Source organism: Pedobacter psychrodurus (assembly GCF_004331735.1).
In the GTDB taxonomy this organism is placed as follows: domain Bacteria; phylum Bacteroidota; class Bacteroidia; order Sphingobacteriales; family Sphingobacteriaceae; genus Pedobacter; species Pedobacter psychrodurus.
Genome location: NZ_SJSO01000015.1, coordinates 1 through 14,767, shown reverse-complemented (window position 1 = coordinate 14,767; position 14,767 = coordinate 1). Strand labels below are relative to the sequence as shown.

General features: G+C 37.6%; 20 protein-coding genes. 14 read left to right on the top strand and 6 right to left on the bottom strand.

Translation table 11 applies throughout. From position 1 onward, the window contains the following. Positions 1-25: 25 nt before the first annotated feature. Both EZ456_RS16755 and EZ456_RS16750 read left to right on the top strand, forming a co-directional pair. Positions 26-520: a YMGG-like glycine zipper-containing protein gene (locus EZ456_RS16755; RefSeq protein ID WP_131532089.1), complete on the top strand. Its 495-nt coding sequence runs from the start codon at positions 26-28 to the stop codon at positions 518-520. 95 nt (positions 521-615) lie between these two features. Further along, positions 616-954 carry a Dabb family protein gene (locus EZ456_RS16750; protein WP_131532087.1) on the top strand — a complete coding sequence of 113 codons (339 nt, stop codon included), beginning with the start codon at positions 616-618 and terminating at the stop codon, positions 952-954. Positions 955-1,580: 626 nt separating this feature from the next. Here EZ456_RS16750 and EZ456_RS16745 read toward each other — a convergent pair. Then, entirely contained in the window at positions 1,581-1,832 is a 252-nt protein-coding gene (locus EZ456_RS16745) for a hypothetical protein (protein WP_131532085.1), read from the bottom strand. A gap of 16 nt (positions 1,833-1,848) precedes the next feature. Continuing rightward, the gene (locus EZ456_RS16740; RefSeq protein ID WP_131532083.1) at positions 1,849-2,538 is read right to left on the bottom strand and encodes a DUF3291 domain-containing protein; all 690 of its coding nucleotides are present in this window, start codon (positions 2,536-2,538) and stop codon (positions 1,849-1,851) included. Between the two features lie 131 nt (positions 2,539-2,669). Between EZ456_RS16740 and EZ456_RS16735 the strand changes: the two genes are divergently transcribed. From EZ456_RS16735 to EZ456_RS16700, 8 genes are all read left to right on the top strand, one after another. After that, positions 2,670-3,149 carry a GAF domain-containing protein gene (locus EZ456_RS16735; protein ID WP_131532081.1) on the top strand — a complete coding sequence of 160 codons (480 nt, stop codon included), beginning with the start codon at positions 2,670-2,672 and terminating at the stop codon, positions 3,147-3,149. A gap of 14 nt (positions 3,150-3,163) precedes the next feature. After that, on the top strand, positions 3,164-3,769 hold the full coding sequence (locus EZ456_RS16730) for a DNA-3-methyladenine glycosylase (RefSeq protein ID WP_131532079.1): 606 nt from the start codon (positions 3,164-3,166) through the stop codon (positions 3,767-3,769). A 53-nt stretch (positions 3,770-3,822) separates the two neighbouring features. Continuing rightward, positions 3,823-4,311 (top strand): pyridoxamine 5'-phosphate oxidase family protein, encoded by a 489-nt coding sequence (locus EZ456_RS16725; RefSeq protein WP_131532077.1) that lies wholly within the window; start codon positions 3,823-3,825, stop codon positions 4,309-4,311. A gap of 65 nt (positions 4,312-4,376) precedes the next feature. Then, positions 4,377-5,666, top strand: a complete 1,290-nt coding sequence (gene kynU, locus EZ456_RS16720; RefSeq protein WP_131532075.1) for a kynureninase — start codon at positions 4,377-4,379, stop codon at positions 5,664-5,666. Between the two features lie 34 nt (positions 5,667-5,700). Next, a complete protein-coding gene (locus EZ456_RS16715; RefSeq protein ID WP_131532073.1) occupies positions 5,701-6,561 on the top strand; it encodes a bestrophin family protein in 861 nt (286 codons plus the stop codon). After that, positions 6,561-7,463: a histone deacetylase family protein gene (locus EZ456_RS16710; RefSeq protein ID WP_131532071.1), complete on the top strand. Its 903-nt coding sequence runs from the start codon at positions 6,561-6,563 to the stop codon at positions 7,461-7,463. The genes EZ456_RS16715 and EZ456_RS16710 overlap by 1 nt, the downstream gene beginning before the upstream one ends. 41 nt (positions 7,464-7,504) lie before the next feature. Further along, entirely contained in the window at positions 7,505-8,188 is a 684-nt protein-coding gene (locus EZ456_RS16705) for a pseudouridine synthase (RefSeq protein WP_131532069.1), read from the top strand. A gap of 38 nt (positions 8,189-8,226) precedes the next feature. Further along, positions 8,227-8,961 carry a hypothetical protein gene (locus tag EZ456_RS16700; RefSeq protein ID WP_131532067.1) on the top strand — a complete coding sequence of 245 codons (735 nt, stop codon included), beginning with the start codon at positions 8,227-8,229 and terminating at the stop codon, positions 8,959-8,961. Positions 8,962-9,372: 411 nt separating this feature from the next. Here the strand turns inward: EZ456_RS16700 and EZ456_RS16695 are convergent, their stop codons facing one another. The 3 genes from EZ456_RS16695 to EZ456_RS16685 form a co-directional block, all read right to left on the bottom strand. Beyond that, positions 9,373-10,737, bottom strand: a complete 1,365-nt coding sequence (locus tag EZ456_RS16695) for an MATE family efflux transporter (RefSeq protein WP_131532065.1) — start codon at positions 10,735-10,737, stop codon at positions 9,373-9,375. A gap of 760 nt (positions 10,738-11,497) precedes the next feature. After that, complete coding sequence (locus tag EZ456_RS16690; RefSeq protein ID WP_131532063.1) at positions 11,498-12,127, bottom strand: AlbA family DNA-binding domain-containing protein; 630 nt, start codon at positions 12,125-12,127, stop codon at positions 11,498-11,500. Positions 12,128-12,138: 11 nt separating this feature from the next. Beyond that, on the bottom strand, positions 12,139-12,624 hold the full coding sequence (locus tag EZ456_RS16685) for a DUF4442 domain-containing protein (RefSeq protein WP_131532061.1): 486 nt from the start codon (positions 12,622-12,624) through the stop codon (positions 12,139-12,141). Between the two features lie 80 nt (positions 12,625-12,704). On the opposite strand from EZ456_RS16685, the gene EZ456_RS16680 reads away from it, so the two are divergent. The 4 genes from EZ456_RS16680 (at position 12,705) to EZ456_RS16665 (ending at position 14,474) form a co-directional block, all read left to right on the top strand. Next, positions 12,705-12,890 carry a hypothetical protein gene (locus EZ456_RS16680; RefSeq protein WP_225876559.1) on the top strand — a complete coding sequence of 62 codons (186 nt, stop codon included), beginning with the start codon at positions 12,705-12,707 and terminating at the stop codon, positions 12,888-12,890. A gap of 197 nt (positions 12,891-13,087) precedes the next feature. Next, positions 13,088-13,309, top strand: coding sequence for a coproporphyrinogen III oxidase (locus EZ456_RS16675; protein ID WP_131532059.1), 222 nt, complete (start codon positions 13,088-13,090; stop codon positions 13,307-13,309). A gap of 68 nt (positions 13,310-13,377) precedes the next feature. After that, positions 13,378-13,890, top strand: a complete 513-nt coding sequence (locus EZ456_RS16670; protein WP_131532057.1) for a helix-turn-helix domain-containing protein — start codon at positions 13,378-13,380, stop codon at positions 13,888-13,890. A gap of 11 nt (positions 13,891-13,901) precedes the next feature. After that, the gene (locus EZ456_RS16665; RefSeq protein ID WP_262712003.1) at positions 13,902-14,474 is read left to right on the top strand and encodes an IS3 family transposase; all 573 of its coding nucleotides are present in this window, start codon (positions 13,902-13,904) and stop codon (positions 14,472-14,474) included. 42 nt (positions 14,475-14,516) lie between these two features. Here EZ456_RS16665 and EZ456_RS16660 read toward each other — a convergent pair. Beyond that, the coding region (locus EZ456_RS16660; protein ID WP_131532053.1) for an integrase core domain-containing protein at positions 14,517-14,767 on the bottom strand (251 nt) is incomplete at its 5' end.

Sequence of the window (14,767 nt, the reverse complement as noted above, 5' to 3'; positions counted from 1 at the left end):
GCGTCATATTAAAAAATTAAGAGTTATGAAAAAGATATTGGTAGTAATCGCATTAAGTTCTTCAGTTTTATTTGCTTGTAATAACAAGGCAAAAGAAGAAGCAGCGTTAAAACAACAACAGGCCGAAAAACAACTGGCTATTAAAGCCGTTAAAGATAGTTTAAGGTTAGATAGCTTTAGAAAGGCCGAAGTTGCAAAAGTAGAGCAGGAAAAAGAAGCTAAACACCAGGCAGAATTAGCTGCAGCAAGAAGAACAAGCTCATCTAGATCTTATGCAAGCTCTGGCGGTGGTTCTAGCAGTGCTTATGGTGGTACACAACCAACAGCTAAGAAAAAAGGTTGGAGCGATGCAGCTAAAGGCGCAGTTATTGGTGGTGCAGCAGGAGCAGTTGGTGGTGCTTTAATTGATAAGAAAAAAGGTAGGGGTGCTATAATTGGCGGATTAGTTGGAGCTGGTGGCGGCTATTTAATCGGTAGAGGTGAAGACAGAAAATCTGGTCGAGTGCAGCCTAAAAACTAAAAAAAGGTTTTTAAAGATATCTAAAGTCCCGATTTACATCGGGACTTTTTTTGTGCCCTATAAAATGATTTATATATTTAACAAAAAAAGAAACGATGACAGAAATTAATATTACAGCAGATAAAGGACAGATCCAACACTTCGTAATGTTCTGGTTAAAACCTCAACTGACCAAAACAGAGATCGCAGATTTCGCCAACTTCTTCGAAAGCTTAAAGCCTATAAAATATATTAAAACATTAAGTTATGGCTTAGCCGCTAATACGCCAGTACGCCCTGTTACCGATAACTCCTTTACCTATTCGCTAACCATTACATTTGCCAACATCGCAGACCATAATGCTTATCAGGAAGATAAAGTGCATTTAGATGCCGTAGAAAAATTCTCTAAGAACTGGTATAGGGTGGTGGTGCATGACACTGTAATTTCTTAATAAGTTTGGCCACGGAAATACGGAGTACACGGAACTCCCTCGTGGTCATTCTGAGGGATAATTTATTGGTATAAAAACCAATATTTATGATAATAGGGTTTTAAGAGATGATAATCCGCGGGGAATCGTCATTCCCAACTTGATTGGGAACCACGAAGTGCTCATCGAAGATAATCGTAATGCCATAAGCTTTAAGATTCCCGCCTGCGTGAGAATGACGACCGTTCTTGGAATCTGCCAATGGCAGCGAAGGACCTTAAAGAACGAAAATAGAATATATAAATGCGCTCAGATGAATACAGATTCATTAATGCGCATTTTTATTTGTCAGCCTGAGCGCAGCGAAGAATCTTTCAGTTAAGTTCAAAGATTTCTCCATTCCGCTACGCTACAGTCGAAATGACGATTTGACTCAAACCTCCCATTTATTTGGCAAAATAAGCACAAAGAATAATATTTTGTTAATGTATTTAAAAATCAATATATCAACAAGATAGAATAGTTCACTTAAACAAAAAGTGATATTCAGTTTGATATTTAGGGCTAAAAATATCCTAAAATTCAGAATATAATTCTAAGAACCGAATAAACAAACTAATAATCAGCAACTTACGCAAGTTAAATCATTAATATTGATGTCTGTTATATGCAGCTGTAAAATCAGAACGCATTACCTTAAATCGTGCAATAACCGTTTGGATAAATTCCTCATCAATAATTTCGAACACATCATTCACGCCACCTCCACTCAGATCAAGTTCTGCCAGTTTATAACTCTGCTCAAAGGTTCCCTGCTCGAACTTTACGATATACTTTTGGTTCATCGAAAAAATGCTAATCTTACATTCCGGATGTGGAAGTTCTGCTACTACTCTCATTTATTTATATTTTTATTTACAATTCAATAGATACACCATTAAGCGTACCCCAGCTACCTACAATCGAGAAACGGGCAAATAGCTCTTCTCTATACCATTCGCGCTCCCTGGTGAGCTTAATCACATCAGAATGATCAACAGATTTGTAAGCATAGTTTTTCATGCTATCCGCATCAGTCCAGATCGAAAAGGTAGCTTGATCGAAAAATGGATTTTCCCCAATACCAGCAGACAAGATAAAACCCGGGGCAATGCGCATGGCATCAGCCGCCTTTTTAATATTTCGTCTAAACTCCTTTAACCTGTTAAACTTAATTGCTGCCCTGGTAATCACAGCAATTTTACCAGTATGACCACTACTTATCTTTTCACCTTTAAATGGCTCTATTTCTGACCACGAACCGTGACTATATAAAGGGTTTAATAAGATTGTAAAACTTTCAATTCCAAAGAAACTGAACCATTTCATCACAAAAGAATTACGATAAAAATCATCACAATCCTTCCGGTTATCCCAGGTAGTAAGTACTGCCCAATGTTTGTAATCTGGAGCTAAATCTACCTGAGCATCTTTTCCGCTCCCCATTAATTTCCAGAACTTACATTTTTTGTTTAACCATAACGGCAACCTTAAAATAGCCATCCCCATAAAAGCAAAAGGAACGGTAAGGGCACGGAATTTGGTAATGGTTAAGGCTACGATCATAAACTCACTATTGATTAGGCCAAAACTAAGAATTTTAAGAATAGGTTATCATTCAAATTTTCGTCATTAAAAACTATGGTTAGCCTACATCTCACAAATCATAATTAACTTTGATTATAGAAACAATTAAAATGGCAGAAGATTTAACCATCACCAGAAATACATCAAAGGAAGAACAATACCAATCGATCATCCCGCAGATAGATGCTTTGCTTTACGGCGAAACAGATTTTATTGCAAACCTTGCAAATGTAGCAGCAGCACTTAAAGAACAGTTTAATTGGTTCTGGGTAGGGTTTTACCTGGTTAAAAACGATGAATTGGTTTTAGGTCCCTTTCAAGGCCCGGTAGCTTGTACACGGATTAAAAAAGGAAAAGGAGTATGCGGGGCATCCTGGCAACAAGCAGAAACCATTATTGTTCCTGATGTTGAAGAATTCCCTGGCCACATTGCCTGTGCATCTGCCTCCAGATCAGAAATTGTTTTACCATTGATTGTGAAGGGTGAAGTGATAGGCGTTTTAGATGTAGATAGCGAAGTTTTAGATAAATTTAATGAAACAGATAAAACTTATTTAGAGCAAGTTATATCAATCATATTAAATAGATAGTTAATATAAATATATTGAAGTTAAAAGAAGATTATTACCTGAATGAAGATGTGGTTAGCCTGGCAAAAGATCTATTAGGCAAGATACTATACACCAGAATCAATAACGAAATCACCGCAGGAATCATCGTCGAAACCGAAGGTTATTTTGGCATAAAGGATAAAGCTTCACATGCTTATGGTGGCCGCAGAACCAACCGCACAGAAACCATGTACGGTAGTGGAGGAATCGCTTATGTATACCTCTGCTACGGAATGCACAACCTCTTTAACATAGTAAGTTCGAAAGAAAACGATCCACACGCTGTTTTAATTAGAGGCATCGAGCCTTTGATCGGAATCGATATTATCGAGCAAAGAAGAAATATGCCACATACAAAGGGAGCCATATCAGCTGGTCCAGGCTCTGCAGCAAAAGCGCTGGGGATAGACAAAACTTTTAACGCTAAAAATCTAACTGGAGATGAAATCTGGATAGAAGACCATGCTATCCGTTACCAGGACGAAGATATTGCCGCCACACCACGCGTAGGCATTGCTTACGCCAAAGAACATGCTTTATTACCATGGCGCTTCTTTTTAAAAGGCAATAAATATGTCAGCAAACCAAATAAGGTTTAATTAACAGAAACCTTTTGACGTACTTCTTGTTTTTCTTTCATATATCAAAAATTATGAAAAACGAGAAAAACATAGCAATCCTAAAAGAAATGGCAGAAAGTGTACGAACCTGTATATTTACTACATTTTCTTCTGGAGATGAATTTGGAAGCAGACCAATGGGCACAGCAAAGATTGAAGATGATGGCAGCTTATGGTTTTACACCAACGAATATTCATTAAAATCTAAAGAAATTTCAAAAGAGAACAATGTATTGCTTGCTTATAGCGATCCATCTAAAAACACCTATCTAACCGTAAAGGGTAAAGCTGAACTGATAGATGATAAAGTACGTAAAGAAGCTTATTTCTCTCCATTTATCAAGGCATGGTTTCCAGATGGAATTGAAGACCCCAGATTAATCTTAATAAAGGTAACACCAGAAGAAGCGGAATACTGGGATGCTTCAGCATCTAAAATAGTGGTACTATTCAGCATATTAAAAGCAGTAGTAACCGGCAGCACACCCGATTTAGGCAAACACGATACCATAAAATTTTAATTTCTTTGCATAAATTGAAAAGCAGGTTTGGAAACAATACCTGCTTTTTTTGTAATATTGAGGCAATGAATTTTGAAAACAACTTATTATTCGCACAAACACAAGACGGAGCTGATCAGCTTCGTCATTTCAGGTCTCAGTTCTTATTTCCAAACCACAATGGAATAGATTTTATTTACCTGTGCGGCAACTCATTAGGACTTCAACCTAAAGTAGCTAGTGAAGTTTTAAAGAACCAGCTTAATAACTGGGCCAACTATGCAGTAGAGGGTTGGTTTGATGGAAATGAACCTTGGATGTTCTATCACAAAGCGCTCAAAAAGCTAATGGCACCAATTGTCGGAGCATTACCATCAGAGGTATGCCCAATGAATACCTTAACCGTAAACCTCCATTTGTTAATGGTTAGCTTTTATCAGCCCAAAGGCAAACGCTTTAAAATCATTATGGAAGGTGGTGCATTTCCATCTGACCAATACGCAATAGAGAGCCAGGTAAGATTTCATGGTTTCGACCCTAAAGAGGCGATTATAGAGGTTTTTCCTAAAGAAGGCGAAGAAATACTTCACACAGAAGATATTATAGCTAAGATCAAAGAAAACACTGATGAAATCGCCTTGGTATTGTTCAGCGGAATCAATTATTATACCGGGCAATGGTACGATATGGAAACCATTACAAAAGCAGGACATGAAATTGGGGCAATTGTAGGATGGGATCTGGCACATGCCGCAGGTAATGTTCCTGTAAAGCTTCACGATTGGGATGTTGACTTTGCTTGTTGGTGCTCATACAAATACCAAAATTCAGGTCCGGGGGGAATAAGCGGAATCTTTGTTCACGAAAAACATTTCAACAACACTGAATTAAACCGCTTTGCAGGATGGTGGGGCTACCAGGAAAGTAAACGTTTTAAAATGGAAAAAGGCTTTATTCCAGAAGCTGGGGCAGACGGTTGGCAGGTAAGCTGTACACAGGTAATGCCTATGGCTTTATACCATGCATCTCTTCAGATATTCGAACAGGCGGGCTTTATAGAGCCTTTAAGAAATAAAAGTATTAGTTTAACTGCATACCTTGAATTTATTATAAATGAAGTAAATATAGAGTTAGGAGTAGAGCAGTATAAAATTATCACACCTAAAGTAGCCAAAGATAGAGGGGCCCAATTATCCATCATCGCGCAACGTAAGGGCAAACAGATTTTTGATGGCTTAATGGCCAACCACATACTTGGCGATTGGCGCGAACCTGATGTGATCCGCTTGAGTGCTATTCCGCTTTATAACTCTTTCGAAGATGTTTATTTGGCCGGACAAGCGCTTTTAAAAGTAAGTAAGGATGTCTTACTATAACGAAGAACAAATACGCATCAAATAAAATTAAGAAATGATTAATTACAACCCTAAAAATTGGAGTACCTTCATTTTTCACATCCATAAAAGCGATACCTTCAGAAAGCTGTGGCCGTTAATGCTTGCAGTAGCTATTTTTTCGGGTTTGGTAGCCTTTGTAGAACTCAATTTTCTTCAACTTTCTAAAAGTGACTACGTTACCAACATAGGAATGATGCATAGCTTATTGGGCTTTGTATTGTCCATGTTATTGGTTTTCAGAACTAATACGGCATACGACAGGTGGTGGGAAGGAAGAAAGTTACTGGGATCATTAACTAATGTGAGCCGCAACCTGGCCATGAAAATAAAGGCACTTAAATTGACGGAAGAAGATGTCCGCTTTTTCGAATACGGCATTCCAAAATATGCTTTTGCCTTAAAGGAACATTTACGCGAAAGAATGTATTTTGGTAAAAACAGTCTTTTAATAGAGGTTGAAGAAGGTAAACATATTCCAAACCAAATTGCGGGAAGCTTAATTAACAGATTATATGAATTACTAGAAAAGGGCGCTATATCGCAGGAACAATTTATTGTACTTTCAAGCGATTTTAATCAATTTACCGATATCTGTGGCGCTTGCGAACGCATCAAAAACACACCAATCCCATATTCTTATAGTGCCTTTATCAAGAAGTTCATCTTTATCTACGTAATCACTTTACCTTTCGGATGGGTGTTTAGCTTAGGTTATTTTGTCATCCCGATTGTCCCCTTTATCCTCTATGTATTAGCGAGTTTGGAGCTGATAGCTGAAGAAATAGAAAATCCATTTGGAGAAGATGCAAACGACCTGCCTGTAGATCAGATCTGCACGAACATCGAAAAACATGTAGAAGAGATTTTAGGCTAATGATTAAAATTGCATGGCATCCGCTTTACGCACACCCCTTACCCGAAGGGCACCGTTTTCCGATGCTGAAATATGAGTTGATACCCGAACAACTTTTACATGAAGGAACTATAGCACAGCAGAATTTATTTAGTCCTGAACCAGTTTCAGAAGATATTATACTCTCGACTCATGAAAAAGCATATTGGGAACAGCTTAGGGATTTAACACTTTCAGCCAAAGACCAGAGACGGATAGGCTTCCCCTTAAACGCACAGCTGTTGGAACGTGAGTTAAGGATTACCCAGGGTACAATTGATGCAGCACACTTTGCAATAAGTAACGGAATTGCCTTTAATGTTGCAGGAGGTACACATCATGCCGGCAGCAATTGGGGCGAAGGCTTTTGTTTATTAAATGATCAATCTATTACCGCCAACTATTTATTAAATAGAAACTTAACTAAACGCATCTTAATCATAGATTTAGATGTTCACCAGGGAAATGGCACTGCAGAAATCTTTCAAAATGAGCCAAAGGTGTTCACTTTTTCGATGCATGGTGAAAAGAATTTCCCTTTCAGAAAAGAAATTTCAAGCCTGGATGTCCCTTTAGATGATGATGTACAGGATGAAGAATACCTGTCATCCTTAAACATCAATTTAAAAAAGGCATTTGACAGGGCTAAGCCTGATTTTGTATTTTATCTATCTGGAGTAGATGTGCTTTCTACAGATAAACTGGGTAAACTGGCATTAAGTAAGGCCGCATGTAAAGAACGTGACAAAATTGTTCTGCAAGCTTGTAAAGATAAAAATTTACCAGTGCAGGTGAGTATGGGTGGTGGCTACTCCATAGACATCAAAGATATTGTAGATGCACACTGCAATACTTACCGCCTGGCTTTTGATTTATTTGGATAAGCCCACACACAAAACTATAATATCCTTATCTTCGCGGCGATATGTTGGAGATTATTTATCAGGATGAAAATCTAATTGCAATTAACAAACCTCATGGACTATTGGTGCATCAATCTTCTATTGCAAGAGACGCCACGGAGTTCGCACTTCAATTACTAAGAGATCAGGTTGGCAAGCATGTTAGCCCGGTACACAGGCTAGATAGGAAGACAAGCGGAATCTTATTATTTGCTTTTGACAAACCATCTGAAATTGCTATGCATCAGCAGTTTATGAATACTGAAACCAATAAAAAATACCTGGCTATTCTTCGTGGTTTTGCACCCGATGCAATGGATATTGATTATCCTTTAGCTAAAGAAAATGGAACGATGCAGGATGCTTTCACCTCTTTTAGAACACTTCAAAGAGCAGAGGTAGCTGTAGCTTTCGGTAAACACCCAACTTCACGGTATTCATTGGTAGAGGCCACACCCAAAACCGGGAGGATGCATCAATTAAGAAGACATTTTAGCCATATTCTACATCCAATTATTGGCGATAGGACACATGGCTGCAACAAACAAAACAAATTTTTTAAAGAGCAATGGGATATGACAACCATGTTACTCCATGCCTCTGAGTTAGCATTCGACCATCCCATTACAAAAGAAAGAATCCATTTAAAAGCCGGTTTACACGATGAGTTTAAAAGAGTAATAGATTTCATGAAAATGGAACGCTAGCACAATTTTTGCCATCAAAATCTGTTTATATAACATCTATGATTAAATACTTACGTTTTACACTCCCAGTTTTAGCTCTTTTCGCAGCCAGTTGTTCTTCAGTTTATATGCCAAACGTTCCAAATACCCCTATGTTAAGCAAACAGGGCGAATTTAGTGGCGGTGCACACATCTCTTTAAAAGGTAATACCAGTGTTAATGGAGCTTATGCCGTTTCTGATCATATCGGTGTGCTTTTTAGCGGATCGAGAATGAATAGCGAAAGAAAAAGCAAGGATTTTGGACACAAACTTATTGAAATTGGCGGAGGATATTTTGATACTTTTGGTCCAGATAACAACCGGATTATTGAAGTTTATGCAGGTGTAGGAAAGGGGTGGAGCGATATCACTTTCCGTGATTATAAAGACGACCTCCTCATCAGCTCTGAATTACAGGAAGTAGATTATCGAAAAACATTTTTACAGGTTAACTACAGCTCGAAAAAGAAAAACAATCTGCGTTTATTTGGAACTGATTTCCCGATCAATTACGGCACTGCATTAAGGATTAGCCATATTAAGATGGACAGGTTCTTTTTAAATGGCGTTGTCCAACCAAAGGAAGATAACATTTTCTTTGAGCCGGTATTCTTTACACGTATGGCGCTTAGCAAAACTTTTCAGCTGCAATATACCACCAGCAGTAATATCGGCTTAAAGAACCGCAAATACATGTCAGCAGGCAATTCTATCTTCACCATCGGTGTTGTGGTGAATGTTGGGGGCAAATAACGGATACTGTCATTTTGAATGCAGCGAAGAATCTATCTCGACTTAGTAACTTAATTGAAGCATAGCACAGTGGAGAAATCTTTGGACTATCTTAAAAGATTTCTCCACTGCGGTCGAAATGACGCACTTACTTAAATAGGTAAAATCAATCCACTACATAAATACCAATTATATTGATTTATAAAATAAAATAACCATAAGAATGGCTCGGATGTATATTACTGGCACAAACCTCTCATTATAAACCCGATAGCAGTGGATGCCGATTCTTCATCGGCTGGAACGAATAGCGGGACTACTGCATCCAATGGAACACCGGAATTCATTTCCAAAACCTAAAAGCGCTGAAAAGGTAATTAATGTTGATTTTCGCAAAGTAAATTAACCACTAGAATAACAGCCGTTTAAAGATTATAACACACCAACCTTCAGCGCCCTCGTTTTATTCTGAAAACGCATAAACAATAGGATAGAGGCTGTTAATAAACCTAACGTTAATCCATACCAAATACCATTAACACCTAAGTTAAAATGAAATCCCAACACATAACCAATTGGAATACCAACTACCCAGTAGGCTAGGAAGGTGATAAAAGTTGGGATATTAACATCGCCAACACCCCGTAAAACACCTAAACCAACAACTTGCGTACCATCAAAGAGCTGAAAAAAGCCAGCAATGATCAACAATTGGGCGGCAATGGGAATAACAGCAGCATCTTCCGTATAAATAAAAGGCATGATGTTATTGGCTAAAACAAAAATCACTGCAGTAACAGACATAAACAGCAAAATAACATGGTAGCTGGCTATTGCAGAATTACGTAAATCGTCGAAATTTTTCTTACCAAAGTTATTTCCAGTTTTAATTGTAGCTGCCGAAGCTACACCACTGGCAATCATATAGGTCATTGCGGCTAAACTAATGGCAATTTGATGCGCAGCTTGTTCTACCGCGCCGATAGTACCGATAAGCACTGCAGCACCACTAAAAGCACTGATTTCGAAAGAATATTGCATAGCAACAGGCATTCCAATCTTTGTGATTTTAATCGCCCTAACTTTATCAAAAAATGTTGCTTTAAAATTGATCAGGTATTTTTTAAAATGCTGTGATCGTAGTACGTAAAAGCACATTACTGTTGCCATTAAAATCCTATCAATCAAAGTACTTAAACCCACGCCACTAACCCCCATCGATTTAATGCCGAACATTCCTTTCACGAAAATGATTCCTAAAATAATATTAATGGCATTTCCCCAAATGGAAACAAACATGGCTTGTTTGGTAAACCCTAAACCTTCAGCAAACTGTTTAAATGTCTGAAAAATCAATAAGGGGATAATCGAAACCGATAACAGGTTTAAATAAGGTTTTGCGTAACGTACCACCTCTGGTGTTTGCTCCAGGTTATCGATCACAAAAAATATCCCCAATTGAACAAGTACATATAAAAATATGCCCACACAGATATTGATGATCAAACTGTTTGATAAAAGCTTCCCGCATTCATCATAATTCTGGCGACCATTTTCTTGTGCAATAAGTGGCGTTAAACCATAGGAGATACCTAATCCAATTACCAGAATAAGCATAAATATACTGTTTACCAATGAAACAGCAGCTAATTGAATGGTATCAGTGAAATGACCAACAATAATACTATCGGCCATATGAACCAACGTATGACCAACCTGAGAACCTACAATTGGCAATGCCAAATGAAGATTTTCTTTATAATACGGTTTATACTTGGTGTAAATTTTAGAAAACATAGGGTTACAAAGGTCGGCTTTTTAAAGCTCAAAAAATAGAAGTATCGAAAAGTTAATGTTTTGTTTTAATCAAGCGCGGTCGTAGTGTGGAATAATTAGTGGCGATGACAGGGTGCGAGGTATCGTCATTCCCAACTCGATTGGGAATCTTAATGCAATAAGCTTTAAGATTCCCGCCTGCGCCTATCGTGTGGACACAAATATTTAATTATTTTTCTGCTCCTATGCCGCAGGGCATCAAACTTTTGAGGCATCAAAAGTATGCAAAACCGGAGCTTTAGCGGAGCTCATTCATGCCTATAAAACAATAAATAATCATGAATAAATGCTTTGTCAATCCAGCAATGTGGCCTCACGCAGCCCAGGCTCATCAAAAAAACAGCGGCACTTTGTTTTGTTCGTTTCTACAAAATGAAAGTTTGAGGGCTATTTTCACAAAACCACTGCGTTTTAGGTTTGGCAGTACAACTTGTTCTTTTTTGCACCCGTTTTTTTGATTTCCTGCCACTTGGGATTGACGGACGTTCTTCGGTAAAACCTGTGTATTATTAAAGTAGGCTAGCATAACGCCCAAAAACCCAACACTCAAAAGATGTGTCCACACGATAGGCCTGCGCGGGAATGACGACTGCCCTAATGGAATTTGTTATTTATAATATAGTGCAATGCTATTGAGAAAACTATTATAGATCTCTCCATTTCTTTGCGCTTCAGTCGAGATGATAACTTTTCTAATGAGATTTATTATAGTTATATTAAACTATCTCACCGCCGTAAAGTATTCTTCTTTTTCAGAAGTATGCGATTTGATTACATTGGTCAAAATTAAATTAACCAATACTTTCTGGGCTTTACGATAAGAACTGCGCAACAGCTTACTAAATTCTTTTAAGGTAATCTTTTCGTTCTGTTCCAGGTATTCAAGCAGTTTTTTTTCGTTATCAGAATAAGAGATGAGTACGCCATTGTTTTTATATTCCTGTTTAAGTACTTCAAGAATAATCCGACTAGCCAAAACACTTTTATCATCAATACGGATATATGCCCACCATTTTTTCTGGTCATCAAGTGCGTAATGTGGCTTGGTGTCACTTTCTGGAATATTAGCTACTAAAACCAATTTATCATCTACATAAATTTCCTCGAAATATGGCTCAATGGCGGGTTTGCAGAACTGATGCGCAGAAGTTAAAATCATATACTTTTCTTCTTCTTCCGATTTTACACCCTTGATCGTTCCATCATCAGCCACGCCAATTAATAACTTACCACCTTTATTATTGGCAAAAGCAACCAAACTCTTGGCAATTTTCTCGGTACTGGTAATGGTTTTCTTAAAATCGAGCATAACGCCCTCACCCTGCAAAATTAAACTCTTAATACTCGGCATAATCTAAAAAATTAGTAAGCAACTCTAGGGGTTTCGCCCTGATGCAGGTTTCGGATATACACTTCATTCATCACAGTAGCACACAGCTCACCATCTTTATTGGTAATTTCCATCGGGTAAGCTTTCACAAACTTCCCAACGGTTTTTAATGCTTGCTCTGCCTCATTAAGCATTTCATCAGTTACGGTTATGGTAAAATATAATGTAGAACGTCCGGGTTTTAAATATTGTATAGAGGCGCTCTTTAACCAAACACGGACTTTAAAACCACGGCGCTGCATCAACTGATCAAATAACAAGGCATAAAACGGATCTGTAGCGGCATAAATAGTACCGCCAAAAATAGAACCGTTATAATTTTTATTTAGAAAACTCTTACTTAGCTTAACCGTACAGCTTTTAAATTCATTTTCAAATTTCTGAACCCAAATGCGTTGAAAAAATAGGGGTGGGTAAAAACGCATTACCCATTTAAGGGTGTTTTGAGAAATAATCATACTTACTAATATCAGAAAGTTTTATCACCTTTTAAAGTTTTGGAGATCTTGTTTTAGTAATATTTCCGTAAATTAGAACTATGCATGTTTATGATACGATCACCGACTCTTTAACAGATTTAGATAGTCGTGGCTATAATTTAGATTTCAATTTAACAGCTGATGGGCTGGAATGTAAATCAATCGATTTGTACTTAATGCCTGAAGAATTTGAAATTGAAGAAGTATACCGGTTTGAAGGAATGACCGACCCGGCAGATAGGTAGATAGTTATGGTGTATATGCTGAAAATGTATCACCCGAATTATTGAATAAGTTAAAAATTCACCACGAATAATGCCTTTATTTCATTTGCAATACACTAATAATCAGCATGATTGAAAAAAAATAAGCAATCTAAAGTAAAAAAAAATAAAACCAAATGATTAGAAGGTTGTTAGGTTTATAGATAAAAATAAAAACTATGAAAAAAATAATCTTAAGTCTTGCTTTTGCGGGTTCTCTTATGATAGCCACATCAGCATGCAATTCGTCTAAAAATATGGCTGGTTCTTCAGACAGTACCGCGACGGATTCTACAAAAATGATGGACACTACCAAAACGATGCCAGACACAACATCTAAAAAAATGCCTGACACCACCAAAATGCCACCTGATACTACGAAAAAAAATCCTCCAATGTAGGAAGGTAAAAGCCACTCTAAAACAATGCACTGCCCCCAAAAAGTTAGACACTATTTGGGGGCATTTTTATGCGAAGAAAGTACACAGCAGAATTTAGGCTGAAGCTAGTCAATGAATATTTAGCAGGACAATCCAAGAAAGGATTAGCAGAACTTCATGGAGTTCCACGAACATTACTGAGAAGGTGGATAAGCTATTATGAATCATTTGGTAACCTCGGATTGGTTTCAAAGAAAACCAGCAATTATCCAATTGAGCTAAAGGTTTTAGCCATTGAATGTTATCGAGACAAAACTCTATCTTTGAAAGAATGTTGTATTCGTTTTAACATTGCAAGTGATGGCACGCTATTAGGCTGGCTACGGAAGTATGAGCAGTTCGGCATAGGCGGATTAGATGCAAAACCAAAAGGACGCAAACCCATGCAAGAAGACAAGAAGCCATTATCGAAGAAAGAGAAACCGTTAACCAGACTCGAGGAGCTTGAAAGGGAAAACTTATATCTACGTGCTGAAAATGAAGTGCTAAAAAAGCTCGAGGCCTTAACCCTGAAGAAACAAGCGCAAAAGAGAAAGCGTTAGTCATTGAGGAGTTGAGGCTAAAATATCCATTGGAACATTTGCTGCATATTGTAAAAATGGCCCGGAGCAGTTATTATAATCATGTAAAAACAAAGTCCTACCTGCAGAAACACAGTGCCACAGAGGCGCAGATAAAAGCCATTTATAACCAGCATCGCGGGAGGTATGGATACCGAAGAATAACTTTGGAATTGAAGAACCAGGGATACACTGTTAATCATAAAACCGTTTCGAAACTGATGGGTTCATTAGGACTGAAATCTCTTATCAGAAGAAAAAAATATCGGTCATATAAAGGTGAGGTGGGTAAAATAGCCCCAAATCTTCTAAAAAGAAAGTTTTTAGCAGAGAAACCAAATCAGAAATGGGCTACGGATATTACAGAGTTTAAAGTCAATGATAAAAAGATATATCTGTCGCCAATAATTGAAATGTTCAATGGGGAGATAGTTAGTTATAATATTTCTGAATCACCGAATTTCCAACAGATAAAAGAAATGTTGAATGGTGCTATTGAAAAAATTAATAAAAAGAATAAATTGATATTGCACTCCGATCAAGGATGGCAGTATCAAATGATGTAAGCTCCCCTGTTTTTCAGACCACTCAAAAGTATAATTTTGTCCTCAAATTTCCTTCAATAAATCGATGGGAGATTTGAAGTTCAACGCTTGATGTGGTCGATGGTAATTATAGTCCATCATCCATTCCTCCACTTTCTCCCTCACATCATCCAGGGAGTGAAATATGTAGGCATTTAACAATTCTCTTCTGATGCTTCCATTGCATCTTTCTATATATGCGTTCTGTGTTGGTTCTCCAGGCTCGATAAAAAGCAGTTCAACATTGTTTTCCTTTGCCCATTCATCCAGCTTAT